Genomic DNA, 25,184 nt, shown 5'->3' with positions numbered 1-25,184 from the left:
CCTGTCCTCTCCTACGATTGGCTTACCTGCACTACCTCGCAGTAATTCCTCTATTTAACAAATACTTTTTGTGAGCCGATACTGGAATCTCCATCATCAAGCCAGCGAGAGGTAATGGTTTTCTTTTTGGTATAGAACTCCACACCGTCCTTGCCATTTGCGTGCAGGTCACCATAGAACGACTGCTTCCAACCGCTGAAGGCAAAGAAGCCCATTGGTGCAGGTACCCCAACATTGACACCGACCATTCCGGCTTCTACGCGAAGCGAGAATTCGCGTCCCAATCTGCCGCTGTTCGTGTAGATACAGGCCCCATTGCCATAACGAGATTGGCTGATGACATGAAGACCCTCTTCAAAGCTCTTCACTCGTACGACACTCAGAACTGGAGCAAAAAGCTCTTCACGAACCACAACCATCTCCGGATTGGTATGGTCGATAACAGTTGGGCCGAGGAAATAACCGTTGTCATGTGCTTTGGCATCTTCTCTTCCATCACGAGCCAGTTGTGCGCCTTCCTCAACACCTTGGGCGATGAGTTGGTGGACTTTCTCCAAATGAGAAGCCCGAATCACTGGACCCAAATCAATTCCTGCTTCCAATCCGTTCCCCATGCGCAGGGAATTGGACTCATCGATCAGATGGGCGACAAATTCATCAGCAGCATCCTCTACGACAACCGCAACACTGGCTGCCATACAGCGTTCTCCCGCACATCCAAAAGCGGAGCTGGCGATTGTTTTGGCCGCACGTTTAAGATCGGTATCTGCCATCACCAAATGATGGTTTTTCGCGCCGGCGAGTGCTTGCACGCGTTTGCCATGAGCTGACGCCGTTTTGTAGATGTACTCGGCAACAGGTTGAGAGCCGACAAACGAAATCGCTTTCACATCTGGATGCTCCAGAAGGCCATTTACCACGTCATGCGCCCCGTTGACGACATTGATTACTCCGTCTGGCAAACCTGCTTGTTTAAACAATTCAATGGCGCGCACAGTCGATAATGGCGTCCGCTCTGATGGTTTTAGAACGAATGTATTACCTGCTGCGATCGCAATTGGAAACATCCACATGGGGACCATTAACGGAAAGTTGAATGGTACAATTCCGCCCACAACACCAAGCGGCAAGCGGATTGCCTGACAGTCAATGCCTTTCGCGATATTTGGGAGCGTATCCCCCATGAGAAGAGTTGGCATTCCACAAGCGAACTCCACCATCTCAATGCCTCTAAGGACTTCTGCCTGTGCTTCCGCTGTGTTTTTACCATTCTCCAGGGTGATCATTCTGGCCAGTTCGTCCTGATTCTCGATCAAGAGCTGCTGATATTTGAACATGATTCTTGCCCGATCTACAACAGGTGTCGCGCTCCAAGCAGGAAATGCCTCCTTAGCGGCTTGTACAGCCTGATCAACATCATCTTTTGTGGACAAAGGCACATGAGAGAGTACTTCGCCTGTTGCTGGATTCGGAATCGGTTCATAATGAGTAGTTTCTGAAGCAATCCAATTACCACCAATGTAGTTTTTAAGCTTGTTCCCAGTCGTTGTCATAACGGATAAATCATCTCCTTACCTCATACCTCTTGATTTTTCTTTTATTTTATCAGAAGATTTTAATAAATTTCATGATACATACCGTAAAGAATTATCTGATACATTTGATACATAATGTCTAACGAAAAGGATGAATGAACATATGCGTTCGAATTGGGGACTAACAGTTGGAGATATTCTCAAACGCCCACAATTTCAGCAGGCGGAGTGTGTCGCTGGAAGCCGTGGATTAACCAAATCCATTCGTTGGGTACATATCCTGGAACGTCCTGATTTTGTCACGTTCCTTAATGGAGGAGAGTTGATTTTGTCTACTGGCGTTGGGCTCGGTGGAGATCCAACGCACAGTGTCAGCTACCTTCAGGATTTGATTGCTCGCAAAGCTGTTGGTTTATGTATAGAGCTTGGAGATCATTTTCCTTGTATTCCACCTGAGATGAAAGAGCTTGCGGATCATCTAGAATTTCCGCTGATTGTGTTTCATGTGCCTGTTCGGTTTGTAGACATCACCATGGAGCTTCACGAATCGATTGTCAGCTATCACACGTATTCGTTGCGTAAACTAGAAGCATTCTCACGGAGTTTGCAGCAAATCACCTTGGAAGGCCAAGGTATCCCCAAAATCTTAAATCTGTTGCAGGCAAAGGTGCAGACACAGGTTTTTTTCATGAGTCTGGATGGTCCTTCGTTCTTCTCGCCTGCTATGCCACAATCTGTTCAAAACGAATTAACGGAGCGATTTACACTTCTTCAGGATAAAGACGGAATCTCCTTAGAACAACAAGCGATCGTTACCATTGCCGAGAAAAAACAGATTTTCTATCAGCCGATCTCTGCCATGGGGCATGTTTTGGCGTATTTGGGAGTGGTCTTATACGAACGAGAGGCGGATGAGCTGTTGCAGCTGACGACGGATTATGCGGCGACTGCCATGACGCAGATTTTGCTTCGTCGCATGTTCGTGGAGGAACGCGCCCATGATGAGCAAAGTCGAATCATCGATGATTTGCTGATGGGACAGTTGGAGAATGAACGGCAAATTCTCGGGATGCTCGGGATTGAGCATACTGCCAAACCGCCACGGTATACCGTGTTAATCATGCAGTTACATCAGGATAAAACCTTGTACGAGGATGAGCTAGGTGTTCCGTTTTACGATCTATTGAATGTCTACCGCTCGATCTTGCGCCGCAATGGATTCCGCTCATTAATTCGCAGTAAAGGGAATCGCTTGTATTTGCTGCTGATGGAGTTGAATCCAGCCCTTGAGATTCGTCAAGCGATGGAAAAAGTCGTGAGAGAGTTAAAAAACAGTACATCACGCTCGCTTGGCGCTGATGTCGGGGTGTCTTTCGGTGTGAGCCGTCCGTCCAATCGCTATCTCGAGGTAAAACGACATTTCCTGGAGGCCGAGGAAGTCTTGACGAATCAGGATTGCTTTAGTAGTCCCTATTACGATGATCTAGGACTCCATCGCGTGCTTCTTGCCATTCCAGATCAGTACGTGCTAGAGGCGTTCGTAGAGGACTATTTAGGCCCTCTGCTTGAACAGGATCGATCCTACCACAGCCAACTGCTCCTAACGTTACGCGCCTTACTGGATCATCATGGCTCCAAACAGGAAGCGGCCGAACATCTCTTTATCCACCGTCAGACACTCTATCACCGACTGGGCAAAATCAGCGAGCTGATCGGAAGCACCTATCTCGAGCCTAATCATCGTCGGTGCCTTGAATTAGCGATCCAAGTATATGATTGGTTACAACGAAAAACATAAAGAGATGCTCCTTTGGGGAAGCATCTCTTTATAGCGGAACGTTATTTATTGGGATAACTGTAGGTTAAGGTAAAATTACCCGTTCCTTTATCGGCACTCACCCGAATGATATACGTGGCCATTGTGGTCACATTAAACTCAATCGTTTCCGGCTTGTCTGAAGGAACTGATTTGACTAAATCTTTCCCTCTTCGATTTTTTAAGGAGACGCTTAATTCACCATCGCCCTCCCAATTGAGAGTCGCCTTGAATGGTCCTTTTTTCTTAATGGAAATGGTGTAATCGATGTATGATGGATTGTCAGATTCAGTCGTTGCGGTTACTGTTCCCTTCTTCGTCTCCATTTTCACGCCTGGAGATGCGGCGTTCGCCAATTTTCCGTTCGTTGCAATAGCATAAGGTTGCGGCCCCTTAGGAACGTTGTAGCCGATTACTTTTACCGTCCATTTGCCTTTGATCGGATTTTTGACGTAGACTTGTTCCACATTGTTCAGATTATCGACCTGATCACTTGTTGAGGGGCCAATAAAATCGTTGCCGTTATACACTTTGCCATTCGGTGCAGTTACCACTAGATTCAAGTCATTGACCAATGCTCGTCCGGTAATGACTGAGGATGGATAGTCCGTCCATGATAACGTTAGCGCAAATGGTTTGCCGGAGTCCGACACGTCTACTGAATAAGAGGCTGTACCTTTTGTTTGCAGTCCCTTGGTTTCATCAACGAATGTGGTATGGATCGCATTCACTAAGTTAGCTCGTCCGAAGCCTTGATCTTTTAGGTACAAGCCTAAATCGTCTGCTCCTGTAAGAAGCATGGATTTAATCAGAGCGCTGCTTGGATCATTCACGCCATTTTCCTGCAAATATTGACGCACCTGTGCTGTTCCTCCCGCTAGTACAGGAGTTGCCATGCTGGTTCCACTCATAAAGGCATAATAGGAATTAAAATTTAAATCAAAACTTTTATCAGGTGCTAATGAAGAACGGGTCGACAGAATAGCGGTACCAGGTGCTACGATGTCTGGTTTGATACGGCCATCTATGGTTGGACCCCTACTGCTGAACCAAGCGATCTCGTCGGGATTATCTGCAATTGTTCTCCACATAGGCAGTTTACTCCACTCAGGTAAAGTACTCCACTCTGGTCTATTATTCTCAGAGGCCCCAACGGAGATGACATTTTTCGCTGTCGCTGGACTACCAACCGTTTCGTCGCCAGATTTCCCATCGTTGCCGGCAGCGATAAGCGCTGTCATATCCTTGTGCTCCCAGAGGAATTTATCCGCTTCGTAGGACGAATAGTCATATGCCCCATAGTCTGAAGCGCCCCAAGAATCTGAATGAATTCTCGCCCCTTGCTGATACGCTTCATCCCACATCTCGTACAAGTCACCTTGAAGATTCTGATTTTCATCATCCATCGCATGGAACACTAGCATTGCATCCGGAGCCATCCCTGTAATTTTTCCGTTCGACGCTTTTCCAGTTCCCACAATGGATCCAGCTACGTGTGTCCCGTGACCATCAGGATCGCTGGAATCATTATTGTCTTCTCGCCCAACGGCAATCAAGTTCTTAATTCGGCCTACAAAATCAGGGTGTATATTGTGAATATTCCCGGTATCCAAACCACTATCTGCAACTCCGACAATTTGGTTCTTTCCGGTATAACCCGTACTTTTCAAAGTATCAGAGTGAATAATACCTGCTGCTACATCATTAGAATAGTGCCGCTCTCCAACAGGAACAACTGCGATTACATCATCGGACTCAATCAGTTTGGAAACATCATTTCCCGAAGCGGACAAGGTCGCCATATGCTTCACGTTTGTCCGTTCAATATTCTCAGCTTTAGGAGCAATTCTCTTCACCAAACGGGTTGCATCTTCATCAGAATCAAACCCAATCACCGCCAGCTTTTGCTGTTTTTTACTGCCTATATTTTTGGCGAGTTCTGGTGACAGCTTGTACGCCGGCTGAAAAGGAGTCACTCTTTTGACAAAAGAAAGTTTTGTCAGCTTCTTTCGGTCGTTTTGGTTATGAAGCCTAGCGATAAAAGCAAAATCAGGTATGTAATCTCCCAGCTCTACTCCCATATCTTCCATTTGCTCTTTCCATTCCTCTTCTACCGGTCCTTCCAGTTGGATGATGACTAATTTAGAAGATGAATCGAATTGGGATAACTTTTTTACAAGTCCGGCGGAACGTAAGGAAAGCCCTTGTTCGGCTTCAATTGACAGGCTTCCTGCTTCTTTGGTAGACATGTCGGGTTTCGCGAATACTGGTAAACTTCCAACTGTAAGTGATAAGGCAAATGCTGTGAATATTGCTCGTTTTGCAGTTTTGTTCAACTAGAGCACCCCTTCATACTACCTGTAAATTAAGACTATTCCATTATATACCGCATATTTCGAATGTTAAAGATCTAAGAAAAGACTTCGTCCCTCTTTACTTCCGATATTACACACGAAAAAAGCTGCCGGGAAACCCCCGACAGCTTCTTAACCAATAGGTCATCTCACAATTTAATGTGGCCCAAGTCAACCTCTGCGGTAAACTGCGCAATAGCCGAATCGAAGACCTCATCCTCTTCCTCAGCTGCCACCTTGAACATGGTGATGAGCTTGTCACCACTTCGCACCTGGACATTATACTGCGCATCTCCATCATACGTGGACGCAAAATTCAGTTCACGTCCACGGACTTTCATATTTCGTTCCATGCCGATCACCTCCGAGCATAGTTTTCCCAATAGCTCCAAATAAAAACCTACGCGAGATGTGTCAATAAACAGCGAAAATTGCGCTTACCCAGGAAATACCTAGGTGTCAAGTGGACGCATGGAACTTTACTTAGAAGTCTGATCTCTAGACCGCCGAAAACGCCTGCCAATCAGTCTCTTGCTCGATCGTCTCTTTAGTGGGGAGCCCAATTCGAACCAATCCTTTTTGAGAAGACTCATCCACCCATTCAAAAGCAAAGGAAAATTCGCTTTTTTGAGCGGGAGAATCCTTCTCAAGGACCTCCAGCATGGCTTGCAAAGCAGCTGGTAATAAAGGTACCGCTACCGATCCCTGTTGACTAGGGATCGATAACAGCTTAGGTGACTCCTCAAAATAGGAGACGGTATCTAACAACAAGGACACCTGTAAATAATTTAATTCTGTCGTAAATGACTCAAATGGAAGGGACATGGTTACGACTCCTTTTTATCCGTATCATCAAACAGACTCGCCTGCTTCACTGGCGATTCATCCAAAGGAGAGACAGGTGCTTTAGATGGTTCTGACACGGTTGGTTCTCCTCGGCCATTCTCTGTTGGCAAGGTGGCTTCGAATAGAACATCGACGATCTTATGCTCGACTGCCATTCGCCCGATTCCGCCTTGTTCGTTGATGGAGATATGATCCGGTTCAATCAGTACCATCTCATGCGTTTCAGTCAAAACGATTAGTTTGTCACGATTCACATCTTCCCGCATGGCGGCAATGATCTGGTGCGGGGCGGTTTTGCGCTTACGAATAAGGATAACCCCTTTTCCCGCACGGCCTTGCAATGGGAAGTCACGGATGTAGGTACGCTTCAGTACCCCTTCCTGGGTAAGAACACTGACCACCCGATCATCTTCCGGATTAGAGAGGATGGCTGTCACTACTTCATCTTGCGGCGCTAAAGCAATCGCTTTGACACCAGAGGAAGCTCTTCCAGTAGCCGATACCTCCAGAATTGGGAAGCGAATTCCCATGCCTTCTCTTGTAATCACTAGAATGTTCTCTGCTTCCCCCGCCACGAAGCACTTGACGAACAAATCCTCATCCGATTTGCGTTTGGCTGCCACAATGGCACTGGAACGATTGGTCTCATACTCAGTCAATGGCGTTTTTTTGATTAAACCGGAACGTGACAGATGATAAACGAAGAGCGGCTGCTGGAAGTTCTCGATGATCGTAAAGCCGATAATCGATTGCTGCTTCTCTAGCGGGATGACGTTGATCAGCGCCGTTCCAATATCTTTCCACTTGGTATCCGGGATATCGTTAACCAGCATGACAAAATATTTGCCGTCCTGCGTAAAGAACAAGGCGGTATGCGAGGTGTTAGTTTCAATGAAGCTCTTCACCTTGTCGCCTTCCTTGACCCCGCAGGTCTCAATAGTTCCCCCCATGGATTTGAAGGAACGAGGACTTGTCCGCTTGATGTACCCATCGTTGGTAAACGTTACGATACAGTCCTCAGCATTAATCTGCATCGCGATATTAACCTTAATATCCTCAATCTCGCCCTGGATCTCCGTTCTCCGAGGGTCTGCGTATTTCTTACGAATTTCGGTCAATTCGGATTCGATTACTTGAATCAGCTTTTTCTCACTGTCAAGAATCGCTTGCAGTTCCTTGATCTCCTTGGCCAAGGCAGCTAGTTCCTTTTCCAGCTTGACGATATCGATTCGAGTTAAGGAAGCTAATTGGATATTCAGAATCGCGTCTGCTTGGATATCTGTGAAGCCGTACTGCTCCATGATGTTACGCTTAGCATCGGCACGGTCGTTGGAAGCCATGATCGTATCGACGATCTCACGCAGGATAGACTTAGCGCGAATTAACCCTTCTACAATGTGCTCACGATTCTGCTTGCGCTCGAGATCGAATCGGCAGCGGCGTGTGACGACTTCCTTCTGGTGCACGATGTAAGCGTCAAGAAGCGCTTTTAGCCCCATCTGCTTAATCGTACCTTCATGGATCGCGTTCATGTTGTAGTTGTAGTAAATCTGTAAATCCGTGTTTTTGTAAAGATACTGCAATATCGGCGTTGGATCCGCCTCTTTTTTCAGATCAATCACGATTCGAACCTTTTTCTGTTCCGCTTCCTTGCGCCCCGTCTCGTCACGAACCGCAATTGCTCCTTCAATCTTGCGTTCCATCACCAATTCATCAATCTGAGCCACTAATCGAGATTTGACCACCTCGTATGGGATTTCGGTGATGACGATTTTTTTCACCTTGCCGCCCTTTGGCTCTTCCAATTCCGTGCGTCCGCGGATAATAAATTGACCTCGTCCCGTTTCAAAGGCTTTGCGGATACCCGAAACCCCTTGCACGATTCCTCCAGTAGGGAAATCGGGGCCTTTCACCAACTCCATCAGTTCATCTAGCGTAATCGCCGGATTCTTCATCTGCGCGATGGTCGCGTCAATCACTTCTTCCAGGTTATGGGTTGGAATATCGGTGGCAAAACCTACGGCAATCCCGGAAGCTCCGTTGACTAATAGATTCGGAAACCGCGACGGCAGAACGGCCGGCTGCTCGGTCGAGTTATCGTAGTTAGGAATAAAGGTAACGGTATCTTTATCAATATCACGCAACATCTCGTTCGCTAGTGCGGACAACCGTGACTCCGTATAACGCATCGCCGCAGCCGGGTCGGCGTCCAAGCTACCGAAGTTCCCGTGTCCTTGAATCAACACCTGACGCATCTTCCACCATTGCGCCATCCGTACCATCGTCTCATAGATGGCACTATCGCCGTGTGGATGGAAGGTACCCATCACATAACCGACTGTCTTGGCAGACTTGCGGTACGGTTTGTCGTTTGTGTTGCCCTCTTGATACATCGCATATAAAATTCGGCGTTGAACTGGCTTCAAGCCGTCACGAGCATCTGGGATCGCGCGGGAGAGAATGACCAAATTGGCGTAATCCCCGAAGCGTTTCCCCATAATCTCGGTGAAGCTTTGTTCTATAATTCGATTGGATAGCATGTTTATTCATCCTCTCCCACTTCAAATGTGACATGGGTTTCAATCCATTCACGGCGAGGAGGAACTTTATCGCCCATTAGTACAGTAACCAGCTTCTCGCTGTGAGCCATATCTTCAAGGTTGACCTGAATCAACTTGCGCGTCTCTGGATTCATCGTCGTATCCCATAATTGATCAGGGTTCATTTCCCCCAAACCTTTATAACGCTGAATCGTTGTTCCTCGGCCCAGTTTCTTCAGTGCCTGTTCCAGCTCATAATCATCCCAGCAATAAATGGCTTGAGGATTTTTGCCTTCTTTTAACACCTGATACAGCGGAGGCTGAGCGATGAACAGCTTGCCCGAAGCGATTAACGGCTGCATGTAGCGGAAGAAGAAGGTTAAAAGGAGCGTCTGGATATGGGAACCGTCAACGTCGGCGTCAGACATGATGATAATTTTATCGAAGGCGCAATCTTCCAGTGAAAATTCTTCTCCCAAATCGGTGTCAATGACTTCCAGAATGGTACGGAATTCTTCATTGGAGAGGACTTCGGAGAGCTTCGCTTTTTCTGTGTTAAGCGGCTTCCCTCTCAGGCCAAAAATTGCCTGAAATTCGGAGTCCCGCGCTTGCTTAGCCGAACCTCCCGCAGAATCTCCCTCCACAAGGAACAATTCATTACGCTTCGGATCCTTGTATTGCGGAGGCGCGAACTTCTCGGAGATGGATTTGCGTTTTTTATTATTTTTGCCCTTTTTATCCGCTCGAAGCGCTTCCCGTTGTTTACGCATTTCTTCGCGAATCTCGGCTGAACGAACCGCTTTCTCCACGAGGAGCTTACCGATCTCCGGATTTTCTTCCAGGAAGAAGCCCAGCTTCTCGGAAACGATTTGCTCGACAATGGTTCTCGCTTCTTCATTCCCCAGCTTGTCTTTGGTTTGGGACTCAAATTGCACTTCGCCCATCTGCAACGACAATACCCCAAGGAAGCCTTCTCGCAGGTCGTTTCCTGTCAGGTTGGCATCCTTTTCCTTCAAGAAGCCTTTGCGTCTAGCGTACTCATTAAACACACGGGTTGTTCCGTTTCGAAATCCGGTCACATGTGTACCGCCGTCATTAGTTGGAACAGAGTTTACGTAGGACACAAGTGTTTCACTGTATCCATCATTGTATTGAAACGCGAGCTCAACGTAGATGTTATCCTTCTCACCATCGAAGTAAACGATTGGATGAAGAGTTTGCTTGCCTTCGTTAAGATACTCGACGTATGATTTCAATCCCTCTTCGAAGTAGAACTCTTCTTTGCGTTCCTGAGGGCCACGTTTGTCGATCAGGACCATTTTGAGTCCTTTCAACAGGAAAGCCGTTTCCCGGAAGCGATCCCGAATGAGATCAAAATCGAAGCGATTGGAGGTAAATACACTCTCATCCGGGAGAAAAGTAACGGTCGTCCCTGTTCGCTTGGTATCTCCAACGATCTCTAAGTCGGTGACAGGTTTCCCTACATGCTCCACTCCGTTGGCATCGACGACATATTCATAGCGTTGCCTATGAATTTTGCCTTCGCGGTGAATATCTACCTCCAGCCATTTGGAAAGCGCTACGACCACGCTGGAGCCTACCCCGTGTAATCCGCCGCTCTTGGCATATCCTCCACCGCCAAATTTTCCTCCTGCGTGCAGTGTCGTAAAGATAACTTCTGGAACCGGTCGCCCAGTTTTGTGCATACCTGTTGGAATTCCTCGGCCAAAGTCCTCTACACGCGCACTGCCATCTGGAAACAACGTCACAATAATTTTATTGTTAAAACCCGCTAAGGTTTCATCTTTCGCGTTATCCACAATTTCCCAAAGTAAATGGTGCAACCCGCGTGATCCCGTTGAACCAATATACATGCCAGGTCGTTTGCGTACAGCAATCAAGCCTTCCAAGACTTGAATATCATCTTCTGTATAAGAAAGTGTATTAGGTTCTGTCATTCGCTTCTCCCCTCTACTTGAATCAACACGATACGAACACTTAATCGCTATTTTATACCATATCAGCAAAAGAAAAAACAACAGACGAAAAAAACAGCCATCCTGCGCGTGCAAGATGGCAAGTTAATCCTTATCTCATTAACTTTATGCCTTCGTCGATTTAATCGTTCGCATACACAATCTGCATATTAAGTGGTAGCACCCGTTTTTATTCGGCATGACCTTATGTAGTTCCTTCTTTTGCTAAAGAACCTGCTTTTGCCTAAGTGAAAAATCGATTCTTCCCGCATAAAGCCTTTCTTATTGTATGCGGTTCGTTCCCCCTTTTCAAGGGAACAAAGAAATCGATTCCGTCTCGGGTAATCCACTTCTTTTCCGGTAACAATAAGACATGACTTTCACTTAGCAGCAAAGGAGGATGTCCAGAATGATCAGTGCGACCAAACCGTTTGTGAAGTTCCATAAGTTCGATCAGGAGCTTGTTTCAGATATTGCTGCCCTCAATTCCTCCGGATACGCCAAAGACGATATTTACGTCCTGAAATGGAGTCCAACCCGCAATCACTCCAACCAACGGGATAACTATTACAAGTACAGTAAGCATAAAGACGATGCGGTGGGAAATATTGAATCCAAAGCCCATGTGTTCTCCAACGGCGGCGAGGAACTTCGGACCAAATTGGAGCATTTGGGATTAACCAAGGATGAAGCTTCCGCACTTGTACGCGAGCTTCAAGAAACAGATTTTACCTGTATCCTGGCCGTTCATGATTTGAAGGATAATATTATTCCTGGGGCGAGTATGTCAGTTTAATGGAAATAGACGGTAAAAAGGTCCCCTTTTTTACAAGGGGACTTTTGAATACATCCAATCATTTTTCACGACAGCAAACAAAACGGCATCCACGAAGCGTCCTTTTTCATAAAAACACTCCTTCAAGTGACCTTCTTCATGAAGACCAACCTTCTCCAACAACTTCCGCGAAGCTATATTCCCTGGATCAATAAAGGCTTCGATTCGATTTAGGCCTAGCTGTTCGAAGCCAAAGGCTATGACTTGTCCAACCACTTCGGTCATTACGCCTTGCCGCCAGAATTCCGGTGCTAGTTCATAGCCGATCTCCGCCTTGTAATGCTCCTTACTCCAGTTGTGGAAGCCGCATGTCCCCATTACTCGATTGTCTGTGGAAGTACAAATGGCCCAACGAAACCCTTGTTGCTTCTCAAATCGCTCATTCCAGCTACGGATCAGTTCTTCGGCTTGACTCACCTCGACGAACGACGCTAAATCATAATATTCTGTTACTTCATCCAAAGAAAAATATTGGAATAAATCCTTTGCATCTTCTAAGCGCAATTGTCTTAGAATAAACCGATCCGTTTCAAGTCTAGGAAAGTTGTTCACCTTAATGCCCCCTTCTTCATTCATGAAATCTTCCCATGACAACCGTGTTATAATATTGTCCGTCAGAGAGGATTTTGTCCTTTTTTAATACACCTTCTATTTCAAATCCAAGCTTTTTATACAGTTGGATGGCTTTTTCGTTGGTTTCCAAAACATTCAACGTCATTTTTTTAATGCCATTGGCGTCAGCCCACGCAATCGACTCATTCAAAAGATTTTTCCCAATCCCGTAGCCCCAATACTCTTGTAAGACGCATACGCCGAATTCGACTTTATGAGAGAATCTTTTCAGAAGATTTCCTTCGCATCTGGAAAACCCGACGATCCGATCTTGAACGACCGCCACCAAGAATAAATTCCGCTGATTTAATGTATCTATTTGGATGAGGTGTTCAAAGCCTGATGGGTCGATAAACGCCTCTCCTTTTTCTCTGTCTAAATTTTCGGTCTCTCCATCAATCTGTAATCTTAACGCTGACAATTCTTTCGCATCTTTCTCGATTGCAGATCGAATCGTATACGTTAGCCCATTCACACATAATTCTTGCTGCTGTATGATCATGCTATCCCCCGTTCACAAAACCTAATGAAAAGAGAGCACGAAAATGTGCCCTCCCTTATGTAATCCGTTTATGCTTATTTATGTTCGTGATCGTGATCGTGGTCATGGCCGCCAACGATTTCAATATCTTCGAGAATTTCATCGAGCTTCGCGAAGGCTTTGGTTTCTTCATCCTCTTCAAGTGGCACCAATTCGCCATCCTCAATGCCCAGAACGAAAATCTCAAGCTCTTCATCTGTTTCTTCTTCAAGCTCTTCTTCATCCAATGGACGAGTCAAAGCTACATATTCCTTGCCTTCCAGATCAAACAATGCAAGTACTTCAAAATCGCCAATCGGCTCGCCATTCTCGTCGTCGAGGGTAATAACGTCTCCTACTTCTAACCCTTTGTTCTCAGTCATTTGGTTTCACGTCCTTCAGTATAGATAGGGTGTACTTCCATTACAGTATACAGATGCAATCCTGTTGACACAACCGCCAAAAGGACAGACCTATATACGAGAATGACTATTCCACGATCTCTTCGATGAGTCCCTTCTCCATCAAAAAGGCTTCTTCCGCTTGCAGGATCGTAATGATTTCATCACGTCCAACTTTCATTTGCGCCTTTTCCAGACGTTGTTCAATGTATTGTAACAACTCTTCAAAATCGACAATTTGGACTTCTTGTTTGTTCGGATTCTCCATGATTTCGCCTCCTCTACTTGTTACACGTCTTATTGTACACGAAATCCGCTATTTCTTCCAACGAAGCCAAGTTCTTCTTATGGGACGAAGCAGATAGGCGCTCCAGGCAACAATCAGGAAGCTAATCAAGCTGTAGACGATGGTGAAGAACAACCATTGCGGCATGAAAAAGTTAATGGATGGTCCAAGCGGTTCTCCCAACGTATCGAACATTACCATTACCGGATTCAACGCACCCAGTACCTTTAATGCCGGAAGCGCAAACACTTCATCCCCCATAAAGGCGTCTGGATACATCTCATGCAGCAACATGCCGATGAACAGGAAGAGTAGCCCTGTTCCCACCACAACAAATAACGCTAATCCATAGGCCGTGATCGTACTGACTCCGGTCCGTTTAATCCATGTGGAACAGAACAAACCGAGTGAGCCGAAGAAAAGGATGTTGACCGCAAAAAAGCAGAACAAAGTCAAAAGCTGCGTCGGGGAGATTCCACCGCTCAAGAATACAAAGCTGTACAAAGGCAAGGAAGAAACAATCAGCAAGAAGATGAAAGCAAGTGATGTCAAAAGTTTGCTCACAATAATCCTACCTGGCGTCAGCTGTGTCGTAAGCAGGATATTGAGGGTTTGTTTCTCCCGCTCTCCACTGATTGCCCCGGCTGAAAGAGCTGGCGCGATAAAGCAGATCATGGCGTATTGGATGATTGCGATGAGGTAAAACACCTCTCGACTTTCTCCTGGAACGCGAATCCCGCCAAGCTTTGATACATACATGAAGCCGAGCAAGATCGCCCCCATCACCAGCAAATAGAGTCCGAGAATCCAGACCGTTTTTTTAGTGCGGAATCTCTCCCGCATTTCTTTAACGATTAAGGGGTTCGTAAAAAAGGAGCCCATTAATTCCCCACTCCTTCCGTAATTGCCAGGAAGACATCTTCCAGATTTTCTTTGGACTCTCCAAAGTGAATGACGGGTACATCCGCTGCCATTAATTGCTGAAGCAACGTGACCTTATCCAGCTCGGAGCCAGTAAAATGAAACCGGAAGTGACTGTTTTTGTTGTCCAAACGACGCACATAGGGAGACGCCTGCATGATTTTTGCCGCCAGTTCCTCTTTTTCCAAGACCTTGAGCAGCATGACGGAGATTCCTCTCGTTCCCACGCTTACTTCATCTACGGAACCACAGGCGATGAGTCTGCCTTTTTCAATGACACCAATCTCATCACACAGCTCGGATAGTTCCGGGAGAATATGGGAGCTGATGAGGATCGTTTTTCCCATCGATCGAAGTTGCTTCAGGATTTCTCGCATCTCAATTCTTGCTCGCGGGTCCAAGCCGGAAGCCGGTTCATCCAGAATCAACACATCTGGACTATGCACAAGGCAGCGGGCCAATCCCAAGCGCTGTTTCATCCCGCGAGAGAGTGAATCGACATAGGCATCCGCCTTATTGGAGAGGTTCACCAACTCCAGCAAATCGGCAATTAAAGACGTGCGTTTGGATTCCGGGATATTGTAGGCTCCCGCGTAGAAATCCAAATACTCTGTTGCTTTTAAATTGTCGTACACCCCGAAAAAGTCAGGCATATAACCCAAGGACTGACGGACAGCTTTGGGATCTTTCTCGACGTCATATCCCGCCACATAAGCCTTACCTGAGGAAGGAGCCAGTAAAGTAGACAGGATCATCATGGTCGTGGACTTACCCGCTCCGTTAGGGCCGATAAAACCAAACACTTTTCCTTGTTCAATCTTCAACGACAAATCCGTAAGCGCATGGAGCTTGCCATACCGCTTGGATAAGTTCTCTGTCTGGATCATCTTATTTCTCCTCTCCTTCTACAGCAAAGTAAGGGGTTGGCACGGAGAGACGCTGCGCAGATTCATTCGTGAGACGCACTTCAAGATTGCCATCACTGTTCAGATAATCTGTCAACCGATCATCAAGGACGACTCGTTGTGAGCGATCTAGTTTTTCCCACTTATTGGCCTTGATATTATGAATTTCCTTTAATAAAGGTCGATATGGCGTCTGATCAAACGGAATAACAACCCGCTTCACAACAAGATTGCAGGAATCCAGTTGCAAATGAAAGGTTACCGAACCACGTCCAAATTCCCAATAGCCATTGCCATTGTTGGGCGCATTACCATCTATCTGTACCGCATTCGCCTCGAGTGTGCCCGACGGATAATGAATACGTCCATCCTGACTTGGACTCAGACGGAAGCCTTGATTGAACACATTGTAATAGAATTCTTTTTTATCTTGAGAAACCATATTCATCACGGATAATGGCTCGGTAGAAACACCGACAATCCGCAATGTGTTGGGTACTGTCCTTACAACGGCCGACTTCATATTCGCGTAAAGTTCCTCTACACTAGGCCCTTTGAGCGGATTCACTTGTTCAGTTGGATTCGGCAAATAGAATTCTTTCAGTTCCTTTTCCACCTGTTTGGTTTCACCTTTCTTCAATGAACCAATCGGTATTCGCTGGATCCCTAAATCAATGTAAACCTCTTGCATATCAATTGTTGTCTGGTTGGTAATCGAACCCACCAGCTTATTTTGTTCAACCGAGAGTTTGGATTGGAAGGAGCCCAATCCCCGTTGAATACCGGATGCCACCGCCACTTTCTCAGATAAGTATGGCACCTGTTCAAACGTAATGGTATTGCCCTTGCCCGAATCATAAGCGATCTGACTGTTTTCTAACCTCTGTGATTTGAAATCAAGCGGCATGGTAAGGAATCCTTTGGCTGCTTGAATGTTATAGGTACCGCCCGAAACGGCCAAGAATGAAGTGACATTTGTTACATTCGCCATATCATTGTCAATTATATTGATGTTAGATACACTATTACTGCTATCTTGTTTGGAGATTTGCAGACGTCCGATGGTATACACCCCGACAGACAGCAAAATTGCGAATAAAGGAATTAATCCCCACGCCCACTCTCTGCGGTCTCTTCTTTTTAATACAAGATAAAGAAGAGGTGCGACAAGGAGGATATACACTCCCCAGATTACGGCAAGCCACTCCGTCGCTGGTAAAGAGACTCCAGGAATCACACGGCTTAAATCCATCAGGGAAAAGTCGAGCGAATTCACTGTATTCATCTGAGTTTTGTCGATTCCTATGCTGCTTTTCGTAAGGATTTGTTTCCACAATTGCCGATTATATTGCCAAGATGCAAGCGGTTCAGCATTTACATCATAATTGGCAAAAAGTATTCGTCCATTGCCTACTTGCTTCATTACAAAAAGTGGCTCATCCGTGTTATAAACCGGAAGGGACGAGATCGGCAGCTGATCATGTCCGGAAAGCTGCTTCAAAAGGTCAAGCTTCGTTGTGGTACCACTGTGCCCCGCTGTAATTGGGAGCACATCTTGATACTTGGAGAGCACTCCGTCCTGGTTGGGCCCAGCGGAGATGATCAATTGTCCACCTTGACGAACCCAATCTTTTATCGCTTGAATTTGATTGTCATTAAACGAATCGACATTGCCTACCGCCAACAATTGTAAGTTACGCAAAACCCAAGATTCTTCCGGAAATGCTTTTGGAGATAATGATTTCCAATTACTTGGCAGCCACGGGTTTTTGGATGGATCTTCATTTTTCATGTTTAAGAAATAATACGCATTGGGGTTAGGAGCTACAATTGCCCCCCAACTATCACTATTTTCCTGATAGACTTGTTTCGCGTCGATTACTGAATCGTTTTTCACCAGCTGAACCTTCATATAACCACTCTGGAGAATCTCATTGGGAATCTCAAAGAAAACCTTTTTGTTCTCGCCAGCGGATAAATGGACAAGCTGCTTGAATGTTTTATCTGATTTACGGTAGCCCTCAGACCTTCCCAGCACTACCATCCCATCAAATTCTGGACCGTTATTGTTCAGGTTAATTTCAAGTTTTGACCATTCTCCATACTTCATGATCCCGCTAAGCGGCATGTTAACCTGCATCTCTATGTTCTCTTCAGCAGCTACTGGATGCGTCTGCATTCCAATCAAGAAAACTGCTACGATCAGAAACCATCTCCACATGAAATTCTCTCCTTTATCGATCTCGTTGTGCGATAAACCATTCGTTCTTCTGTTGATTCGCCAAGAACAGAACCGTTTTGCCGTCTTGAGACCAGCTTGCTTGCTTCATTGTCTGGTTTTGGGTATGCGCGGGCTCTTTGGATTCCAAGGCATACTTCTCAAGATTAACCGAGGCACCCATTAGCTGTTGATCGCTCCCTATGTAGGTAAGCTCATGATCCGATAGCCATGATGGACTCGAGCCATTGTCAATCTTTTCAGTCTTCTTGGTTGGAATATCCAACACCATCACTTGTCCATTCTGAACAAAAGCAAGTGATTTGCCGTCTTGTGACCAAACCGCCTGACTTCCTTCCAAAAGAGGCTCCACAGCAAGGGTAGCAGTACTTACCAGATCAACTTCCTGCACGCCATTCTGATCTTTGGTGAAGGCAATCTGATTGCCATTCGGATTCCATGAGAGATGTCTCAGTGTGACATTCTTTTCTTCGTAGATTAATCGGCTTCCATACTGACGTGGCTGCTGATCCATATCGACTACCCATATCCGTGCGACATCAGAAGTTTGTTCGATCATCGCCAGCTGTGCTCCGTTTGCTGACCAAGCAATCGCCTGATAGCTCCCATTAGTTTGCGGCAAAGCAAATTCCCTTACGATGGACTTGTCTTCTATTGAATAGGTGCGAACCTTAGCCTCGTTCGTAATGAACGCTAGCTGATCCCCTCTTGGAGAAATCGCTGCTTCTTCTATTGAATACTTGGCGTTCGGAATTGAGACAGGTTGAATGTGATCCAGACGAATCGAATGGCTCCCAAACATGGTGATCGTAACGACTGCGGTCACGACGACAACTGCTCCGATACTGAGCGTCACCCAGCGCTTCCAGCGTGATTGCTTTGATGGTTGAGCTTGTATTTCCGACTGGCGTTCCAAATGCTTCGTCGCTTCCATTTGTCGCATCTGTTCCAGTAATTTTTGTTTCAAATCCGCCTTCAATTGGTAATTTACGGGCACTGCCTGACGAATTTGCTTGAGGTGTCGTAGGAGTTGTGATATCGTCTTGTCCTGCAAGTCTTGGTCTAAACTGCGTTCATCGTCTCTCATGGCAGTCTCCCTCCATGTATAATCTTTGTAGCTGTTGAATTCCTCGGTGGGATATCATTTTGATACTCGATTCGGTTTTGCCCAACACTTCAGCCACCTGTTGAATTTTCAGATCGGCAAAATACCGCAAGCTCAGTACGTCTCGCTGGTCTGCTGTCAACTGATCCAGCCGATCTTTTAACTGGCGAATCTCTTCATTGGTCAAAGCTTGCAGCTCAGGTTGCCAGGTATCGTCAGACTTACTTTCCAGGATTTCCTCGTGCTCAACTGGCACTTCCCGATTCTTGCGTAAAAAATCAACAAACGCATTGTGAGCAATCCGAAAGATCCACGAAGCAAATGGACTGGTGCGGCTGTATTGATCGAATTTTTCCAATGCTTTGATAAACACGACAGCAGTTAAATCATCTGCATCCCATGAATTAAAAACACGACAGCGCAAGTAACGATTGACCCGATCAAAATACTCGTCATAGAGCTCAGAAAAATCTCTACTCTCGTAGTGTCCTGTCGGATGGCTCTTTCCTGGAGAAAACTTATTTTCCTCCTGTTTCAATGGCATTCCCATCCCTCTTCCTCCATGCTCAATCTAACTATCCGTACTGACGAGAGATTGAACAAAAACGTCACTGACTAGCAAAAATAATTTTATCATGAAGTGTCTAAACATGGTTTAAATTAGAAAAAACGTAGCCTTGTATGCTATAATCCTTCGGTAGATTCACTTACATAAGAACATCAAAGTTAGGAAGGTGTCATTCTATGAAGAAACTCTGGCAAGGTCTTGGAATTCTTCTCCTGGTAGCACTCGTTACGGTCGGCTGCGGCAAAAATCCCGCACCACAAAATCCTGCTGCACAACCGGATACAAACCAGGCAGCCCAACCCAAAAAGCAGTATGCAAAAGCACCTGACATGCAGATTGATCCAAACAAAACCTATCGGGCAAAGGTTTCGACCACAAAAGGTGATTTTACCATCGAACTGTTTGCCAAAGACGCTCCCAAAACCGTGAACAACTTCGTCTTCTTGTCCAAAGACAAATTCTACGACAATATCGTTTTTCACCGGATCCTTAAAACCTTCATGATTCAGACCGGGGATCCAACAGGTACGGGTGCAGGAGGTCCGGGGTACAAATTCGAGGATGAGTTAAACAACGGACACCAGTATGAGCCAGGCGTGGTCGCCATGGCGAATTCCGGCCCTAATACCAACACGAATGGCAGCCAATTCTTCATCGGAACAGGTGCCGATGTGAAGAATTTGAATAACATGCCGTACTACACGATTTTTGGAAAAGTGGTTGAAGGTATGGACGTAGTTGAGAAGATCGCTTCCACACCAGTTACCACTGACCCGAATTCAGGAGAACCAAGCAAGCCGACGGAAACCGTCTCCATTAAAAACATCACCATTGAAGAGAAATAATTAAAAGAGGGAGCTCCTTGGAGTTCCCTCTTTTGTGTTTAACCTGACTAAATTTAGTTACTGCTTCATCACTCGACCGTAGCCCATTTGTAATCGATGTTGCCTAAACCGTCAATGACTACACCTTTTACCTTATCGTTTTGGACCCATGAATCGGTATAGAAGTAGATCGGAATTACCGGTGACTCATCCATGATAATTTGTTCTGCTTGCTCTAAAATCTCCGTTCGCTTTGCTGGATCCGTTTCTTTATCAGACTGGTTCAACAGTTCTTTATATTTGGCGTTTTCCCAGAGTGTATCGTTGTTACCTCCCTGTTTATCTTTAAACAGTTCCAGATAGTTAATCGGATCGTTAAAATCTCCTAACCACCCCATTCGTCCTATCTGGAATTGACCATTATGCAAGTCTTCAATGTAAACTTTCCATTCTTTGTTCTCTAACTTAACCTCTACTCCTAAAGTGTCTTTCCATTGTTTTTGGATGGTTTCTGCAATACGCAAATGCCCCTCCGAAGTATTGAATGAATAGGTAATTGGCGGCAATTGTTTGAGACCCATCTCTTTGAGACCCTCTTGTAATAATTTTTTTGCCGTAGCCGCATCGTTATCCTTAAAATATCCTTCTGACTTTAACTGCATAGTAGGCGGGACAATGCCTGTAGCAGGAAGCTGGTTGGCTTGTGTCACTTGATCAATGATTGCCTGACGATTGATCGCATAGGAGAATGCTCTGCGAATCTTCGGGTTGGTAAATGGCGCCTTCTCTGTATTTAGCTTCAGCCAATAGGTTCCAGCAATTGCTTGCGTCTTTAGTTTTCCGCTCTTTTTTAATCCTGGAATCGCATCTATCGGGAGATCAGTTAGTGGCCTTCCAGCCCAATCAAGCTCCCCTTTTTCGAACATGGCAAGTTCAGTTTTTTCATCTTCCACCAAATTAAAGTGTATTCGATCGACATTGACATTGGCTGCATCCCAATAGGCTTTGTTTTTTACGAGAACCAGCTTTTTTCGATGCTCCCATTGCTCTATCTTGAATGGGCCGTTGCCGATGTGAGTCTTGGCTTCCGATGCCCACTGGGGACCTTTCTCGGCAATTTTTTTATCCACAGGAAAATAGGTAGAAAACGCCGTTAACTCTAAGAAGTAAGGCGTTGGTTTCTCCAAAGTTACCTTTAATGTTTTATCATCGAGGGCTTTGATCCCTACCTCATCCAACTTGACCTGACCCCTATTGGCTTTCTGCGCATTCTTAATAGAATACATCATGTAGGCATAGTTGGCATTAGACTGTGGATCAATAACGTGTTTCCAAGCATACTCGAAATCATAAGCCGTAACTGGGTCACCGTTGCTCCATTTGGCATCACGCAAGGTAAACGTGTAGGTTTGCAAGTCTTCGGATACGTCTATCTTACTCGCCATTGAATTGTGCGGTTTACCATCCACCCCGGTACGGGTCAATCCATCGAAGGTAGCACGGACAATGGCTATGGATGTGTTGTCTTCCGCTAATGCTGGATCAGTTGACGGCACGTCAGAGCGTAGGTTGAGTTTGAGTACTTTTTCCTTCTGTGAAGTCTGTAGTGTGCCAGCTTCAGCATGGACCAATCCTGTTAAAGAGCCCGCAGCCACAAAGGTAGAGAGCAATGAAAAGAGAATTTTCTTCATAATTCCTCCAGAACCTATTGAATTTTTACAACCTTCCTTAAAATACCATAAACAAGCCATTAAATTCCAATAATTCCTATTTTTCTTGGTGAAAGTTAAATCCAGTTGACCCGTTTTTATCCATTCGTTGTTACTCTACTTTTCAGTCACCAATTTCCTTAGCAATCGGCACCATCCCTCAGGACATCTACACTTTCTCCCATACGTCAATAGTCAAATACTCCTTTTCTGCGACAATTGTTCTGGTTAATCTTGCATTTCATCCCAACCATCCCCTATTGAGTCAATAAAGTGTCCTTTCGTATACTGGCACGAGACCAATTCGCTTGATTGTCAAGAGAAAAGTTAGCGAAAAGGAGTGTAATAAATGATTCGTCAATTCAAGGCGCTCATGCGCTTTTTATTTTGTGTCATGTTTCTGTTGTGCAGTGAATTTGGAGTGCTTGTTCCCCCTACGGAAGCGATTGCTCCTGAACCTATCGCGCACAACAAAGCGACGATTTCCCCGTCCACCGAAAAAGAAGACGGACCTAATCAACAAGAAGACGTTCAATCACAAAGCGAACAAGCTGTGCCATTGTCAAAAGCTGAACAGGATGAATTAGCTCGGTTAGTCTATGCGGAAGGTCGCGGCGAACGAATGGAAGGACAGGTTGCGATTGCGGCTGTTGTCCTTAATCGGATGAAAGATCCCCAGTTTCCGAATGAATTGCATAGCGTCATCTTCCAGAAGAATGCCTTTAGCTCTGTTCATGGCGGTAAACTTACATCCCAATCAGATGACAATGCGCATAAAGCAGTGGCTGCCGCAATCAGTGGACAAGATCCTACTAGGGGTTCCCTTTATTTTTTCAATCCCAAAACAGCAACGTCGAGCTGGATATGGAGTCGACCACAGACTGTCAAGATAGGAAATCACATTTTTGCTAAGTAATTTTCATGATATTTTATTTTTAATTAATTGGCATTTTATATTTGTGGTTTATCATTCTTTTTGTAAGCAACGTTTCAACGTAAGTGAGATTCGGCTTTGAATCGTTCCAGGTAAAGCATGCCTACGCGGTAAGCATGCTCATGTCCAAGGACTTGATTATGCCTACCGCGTGCGAAGTTTTCGAGGATATCCAATCGGGTGAGAGCGATACGATATTCAGGACGATTCGGCTTTTTCTCAAAACCCCCAAACTTGGCATTCCCTTCGATAACTCGAACGGAATGCATTTTTTTAAAACGAAAACCACCTTTCAACAGTTGAAAGGTGGTTTTTCGCTTCACATTACCCGACTTGCTGTTGTTTGCGACGATTTATCAGCCAATAGACTGGGAGACCAATGACCGTAATCGCAATCGCCGACAGCATGTCCGCCGGATTATCCATGATCGCACTAACAATGATATAAGCGGCTCCTATGATCGCAACAACAGGGATAATCGGATAAAGCGGCACACTGAATACCCGTTTAGCCCCTTTGTTCCGTTTGCGCAGGATAAATACTGCCGCAAAGGCTTGAATGTTAAATAGATAGACGGAGAAAATAGCGATATCCGACAAGTGATCCGGGTTACTCATTACCATTAGGATGGTCGCAATGATCACCTGAAGGATAATCGAAGCGACTGGTGTATTAAATCTCGGATGAACCTGTGATAACAAGCCGGATGCCGGTAGCTGTCCACGCTCGGCCATTGCATATGGGACACGTGGGAACGATAGAATTTTACCGTTCAAGCAACCGAAGATGGAAACGAGAATCCCTATTCCAATTAGCTTGCCGCCTACATCCCCAAAAATCATCGTCGCAGCTGTACTTGCAGCATTTTCTTTTAAGGCTGCAATCTGATCGGCAGGAAGTATATGCATAAGTGCTATATTAACCAGTAAATACGCCGCGGTTACGATCGATAATCCTCCGATAATCGCCCGAGGAAGAATTTTGCCCGGATCCTTCATTTCACCTGCTACAAATCCCACAAGCATCCAACCGTCATAAGCCCATAAGGTAGCAAGTATGGCGGCCCCCATACTGATATGGGTAGCAGGTAAACCACTCGGCATATGCAGAACCTGTGAATTGCCCATCCAGATACCAAATACGATAATGAGCGCAATCGGTATTAATTTACCTATCGTAGCTGCGGTCTGAATATATCCACCGTACTTCGTTCCCAAGCCGTTAATCAGTGCGAGGAATACAACCGCGGCAATCCCAAGCGGCAGCTTCCACTCATCTCCCCAACTAAACAAATTGGCTAAAAGTGAGCCGAAATAAAGCCCCAGTGCCCCGATAATCGAAGGTCCGTAGATAACCGTTTGCACCCAGCCGCATAAATAACCCCATATCTTGCCGTAGACTTCCTCAAGATAGACATACAGTCCTCCGGTTTTGGGAATCTGCGTGCTAACTTCCGCAATGGTAAGGCCGCTAGCGAGCGTAATAATCCCCCCGAGAACCCAGGCCCATAATGCCATTGATGAATCACCGGTGTATTCAATTACTTTCCCTGGCTTCATGAATACACCGGAGCCAATCACGGTCCCAATAACCAATGAAATGGCGAGCGTTAATCCTACATCCTTTTTCAGTTGAGCCTTGTTGTCGGTTTGCATTTTGTTCACCTCGAAGATACTTTTGTCCACCTATTGAGCACAAAGACATCATACCACACTTTTTATTTTCGTTTATTTTTTTGTTCTATTTTGAATACTCGGCAATTTAATAAGTCTTTTCTACTTGTTTCACTTTATGTTTACCATTCTCTCCATTTCTTATAAGCCATTGACTTCTTTTATCCAACACTGTTTTCTACAATGTGTGAAAGACTGTGCTGGAGAGTTGGCCTCCAAGGCAATTTCTTGTTACAATGCAACATGAGGAAAAAGGAGGTTGTCTTATGCGTCTACTTAGTCAAATGACGTTAGCTGAATTACAAATGGAAATGGAAAAACTGCTCAAAGAGGCAGAGGAGAAAAAAGTAAAAGGAGATCTTGTGGGATTTGGCATTCTGGAGCAAAAATTCTTTATGGCCAAATCATATTATATCGGGACGAATGAATTCTTCATCGGCAAATCCTATAAAGTACATGGTCATGACCAGCCATTTACCATTGAATATTTTAATGGGGTGTTCGCTTGGGGAACTTTGGATGGCACCAATGAGTGCGTTGGTTTCCCTGTTGGCATGCTAAGCTAACACAAACCGAAATCGTGA

Annotated in this window: 22 protein-coding genes; 5 read left to right on the top strand and 17 right to left on the bottom strand. The window is 45.5% G+C overall.

Features of this window, described 5'->3' with window-relative positions; translation table 11 throughout:
* Positions 1 to 50 precede the first annotated feature (50 nt).
* Positions 51 to 1,553: a CoA-acylating methylmalonate-semialdehyde dehydrogenase gene (locus ACQCN2_RS14590; protein WP_426929660.1), complete on the bottom strand. Its 1,503-nt coding sequence runs from the start codon at positions 1,551 to 1,553 to the stop codon at positions 51 to 53.
* 145 nt (positions 1,554 to 1,698) lie between these two features.
* Here ACQCN2_RS14590 and ACQCN2_RS14585 point away from each other — a divergent pair, with 145 nt between their 5' ends.
* A complete protein-coding gene (locus ACQCN2_RS14585; protein ID WP_426929659.1) occupies positions 1,699 to 3,333 on the top strand; it encodes a PucR family transcriptional regulator in 1,635 nt (544 codons plus the stop codon).
* A gap of 41 nt (positions 3,334 to 3,374) precedes the next feature.
* Here the strand turns inward: ACQCN2_RS14585 and ACQCN2_RS14580 are convergent, their stop codons facing one another.
* The 5 genes from ACQCN2_RS14580 to ACQCN2_RS14560 all read right to left on the bottom strand — a co-directional run bounded on the left by ACQCN2_RS14580 (position 3,375) and on the right by ACQCN2_RS14560 (position 11,049).
* On the bottom strand, positions 3,375 to 5,687 hold the full coding sequence (locus tag ACQCN2_RS14580) for a S8 family serine peptidase (protein ID WP_426929658.1): 2,313 nt from the start codon (positions 5,685 to 5,687) through the stop codon (positions 3,375 to 3,377).
* Positions 5,688 to 5,854: 167 nt separating this feature from the next.
* Positions 5,855 to 6,058, bottom strand: a complete 204-nt coding sequence (locus ACQCN2_RS14575; protein ID WP_426929657.1) for a hypothetical protein — start codon at positions 6,056 to 6,058, stop codon at positions 5,855 to 5,857.
* A gap of 145 nt (positions 6,059 to 6,203) precedes the next feature.
* The gene (locus tag ACQCN2_RS14570; RefSeq protein ID WP_426929656.1) at positions 6,204 to 6,530 is read right to left on the bottom strand and encodes a hypothetical protein; all 327 of its coding nucleotides are present in this window, start codon (positions 6,528 to 6,530) and stop codon (positions 6,204 to 6,206) included.
* A 2-nt stretch (positions 6,531 to 6,532) separates the two neighbouring features.
* Positions 6,533 to 9,091, bottom strand: coding sequence for a DNA topoisomerase IV subunit A (gene parC / locus ACQCN2_RS14565; RefSeq protein WP_426929655.1), 2,559 nt, complete (start codon positions 9,089 to 9,091; stop codon positions 6,533 to 6,535).
* A gap of 2 nt (positions 9,092 to 9,093) precedes the next feature.
* The gene (locus ACQCN2_RS14560; RefSeq protein ID WP_426929654.1) at positions 9,094 to 11,049 is read right to left on the bottom strand and encodes a DNA gyrase/topoisomerase IV subunit B; all 1,956 of its coding nucleotides are present in this window, start codon (positions 11,047 to 11,049) and stop codon (positions 9,094 to 9,096) included.
* Between the two features lie 427 nt (positions 11,050 to 11,476).
* Between ACQCN2_RS14560 and ACQCN2_RS14555 the strand changes: the two genes are divergently transcribed.
* The gene (locus ACQCN2_RS14555; protein WP_426929653.1) at positions 11,477 to 11,863 is read left to right on the top strand and encodes a YflT domain-containing protein; all 387 of its coding nucleotides are present in this window, start codon (positions 11,477 to 11,479) and stop codon (positions 11,861 to 11,863) included.
* Between the two features lie 30 nt (positions 11,864 to 11,893).
* Here the strand turns inward: ACQCN2_RS14555 and ACQCN2_RS14550 are convergent, their stop codons facing one another.
* The 9 genes from ACQCN2_RS14550 to ACQCN2_RS14510 all read right to left on the bottom strand — a co-directional run bounded on the left by ACQCN2_RS14550 (position 11,894) and on the right by ACQCN2_RS14510 (position 19,441).
* On the bottom strand, positions 11,894 to 12,454 hold the full coding sequence (locus ACQCN2_RS14550) for a GNAT family N-acetyltransferase (protein ID WP_426929652.1): 561 nt from the start codon (positions 12,452 to 12,454) through the stop codon (positions 11,894 to 11,896).
* Between the two features lie 16 nt (positions 12,455 to 12,470).
* Positions 12,471 to 13,016, bottom strand: a complete 546-nt coding sequence (locus ACQCN2_RS14545; protein ID WP_426929651.1) for a GNAT family N-acetyltransferase — start codon at positions 13,014 to 13,016, stop codon at positions 12,471 to 12,473.
* Positions 13,017 to 13,090: 74 nt separating this feature from the next.
* The gene (locus tag ACQCN2_RS14540; protein ID WP_426929650.1) at positions 13,091 to 13,417 is read right to left on the bottom strand and encodes a DUF1292 domain-containing protein; all 327 of its coding nucleotides are present in this window, start codon (positions 13,415 to 13,417) and stop codon (positions 13,091 to 13,093) included.
* A 106-nt stretch (positions 13,418 to 13,523) separates the two neighbouring features.
* Complete coding sequence (locus ACQCN2_RS14535; protein WP_426929649.1) at positions 13,524 to 13,703, bottom strand: hypothetical protein; 180 nt, start codon at positions 13,701 to 13,703, stop codon at positions 13,524 to 13,526.
* A gap of 48 nt (positions 13,704 to 13,751) precedes the next feature.
* On the bottom strand, positions 13,752 to 14,603 hold the full coding sequence (locus tag ACQCN2_RS14530; RefSeq protein ID WP_426929648.1) for an ABC transporter permease: 852 nt from the start codon (positions 14,601 to 14,603) through the stop codon (positions 13,752 to 13,754).
* The gene (locus tag ACQCN2_RS14525) at positions 14,603 to 15,529 is read right to left on the bottom strand and encodes an ABC transporter ATP-binding protein (RefSeq protein WP_426929647.1); all 927 of its coding nucleotides are present in this window, start codon (positions 15,527 to 15,529) and stop codon (positions 14,603 to 14,605) included. The genes ACQCN2_RS14530 and ACQCN2_RS14525 overlap by 1 nt, the downstream gene beginning before the upstream one ends.
* A gap of 1 nt (position 15,530) precedes the next feature.
* Positions 15,531 to 17,768: a hypothetical protein gene (locus ACQCN2_RS14520; RefSeq protein WP_426929646.1), complete on the bottom strand. Its 2,238-nt coding sequence runs from the start codon at positions 17,766 to 17,768 to the stop codon at positions 15,531 to 15,533.
* 13 nt (positions 17,769 to 17,781) lie between these two features.
* Positions 17,782 to 18,873: a TolB family protein gene (locus ACQCN2_RS14515; protein WP_426929645.1), complete on the bottom strand. Its 1,092-nt coding sequence runs from the start codon at positions 18,871 to 18,873 to the stop codon at positions 17,782 to 17,784.
* Entirely contained in the window at positions 18,860 to 19,441 is a 582-nt protein-coding gene (locus ACQCN2_RS14510) for an RNA polymerase sigma factor (RefSeq protein ID WP_426929644.1), read from the bottom strand. Before ACQCN2_RS14510 ends, ACQCN2_RS14515 begins: the two co-directional genes overlap by 14 nt.
* A gap of 194 nt (positions 19,442 to 19,635) precedes the next feature.
* On the opposite strand from ACQCN2_RS14510, the gene ACQCN2_RS14505 reads away from it, so the two are divergent.
* Positions 19,636 to 20,304, top strand: a complete 669-nt coding sequence (locus ACQCN2_RS14505; RefSeq protein WP_426929643.1) for a peptidylprolyl isomerase — start codon at positions 19,636 to 19,638, stop codon at positions 20,302 to 20,304.
* A 68-nt stretch (positions 20,305 to 20,372) separates the two neighbouring features.
* Here the strand turns inward: ACQCN2_RS14505 and ACQCN2_RS14500 are convergent, their stop codons facing one another.
* Positions 20,373 to 21,974 (bottom strand): peptide ABC transporter substrate-binding protein, encoded by a 1,602-nt coding sequence (locus ACQCN2_RS14500; protein ID WP_426929642.1) that lies wholly within the window; start codon positions 21,972 to 21,974, stop codon positions 20,373 to 20,375.
* A 367-nt stretch (positions 21,975 to 22,341) separates the two neighbouring features.
* On the opposite strand from ACQCN2_RS14500, the gene ACQCN2_RS14495 reads away from it, so the two are divergent.
* Positions 22,342 to 22,908, top strand: coding sequence for a cell wall hydrolase (locus tag ACQCN2_RS14495; protein WP_426929641.1), 567 nt, complete (start codon positions 22,342 to 22,344; stop codon positions 22,906 to 22,908).
* Positions 22,909 to 23,250: 342 nt separating this feature from the next.
* Here the strand turns inward: ACQCN2_RS14495 and ACQCN2_RS14490 are convergent, their stop codons facing one another.
* On the bottom strand, positions 23,251 to 24,582 hold the full coding sequence (locus tag ACQCN2_RS14490; protein ID WP_426929640.1) for an APC family permease: 1,332 nt from the start codon (positions 24,580 to 24,582) through the stop codon (positions 23,251 to 23,253).
* A gap of 284 nt (positions 24,583 to 24,866) precedes the next feature.
* On the opposite strand from ACQCN2_RS14490, the gene ACQCN2_RS14485 reads away from it, so the two are divergent.
* Positions 24,867 to 25,166 carry a DUF1811 family protein gene (locus tag ACQCN2_RS14485; protein ID WP_426929639.1) on the top strand — a complete coding sequence of 100 codons (300 nt, stop codon included), beginning with the start codon at positions 24,867 to 24,869 and terminating at the stop codon, positions 25,164 to 25,166.
* The last annotated feature ends 18 nt before the right edge of the window (positions 25,167 to 25,184 follow it).

It is taken from the genome of Brevibacillus ginsengisoli, assembly GCF_050113715.1.
Taxonomy (GTDB): domain Bacteria; phylum Bacillota; class Bacilli; order Brevibacillales; family Brevibacillaceae; genus Brevibacillus_H; species Brevibacillus_H ginsengisoli.
The sequence above is the reverse complement of the archived record's forward strand: the minus strand, read 5'-3'. Positions and strand labels throughout refer to the sequence as shown.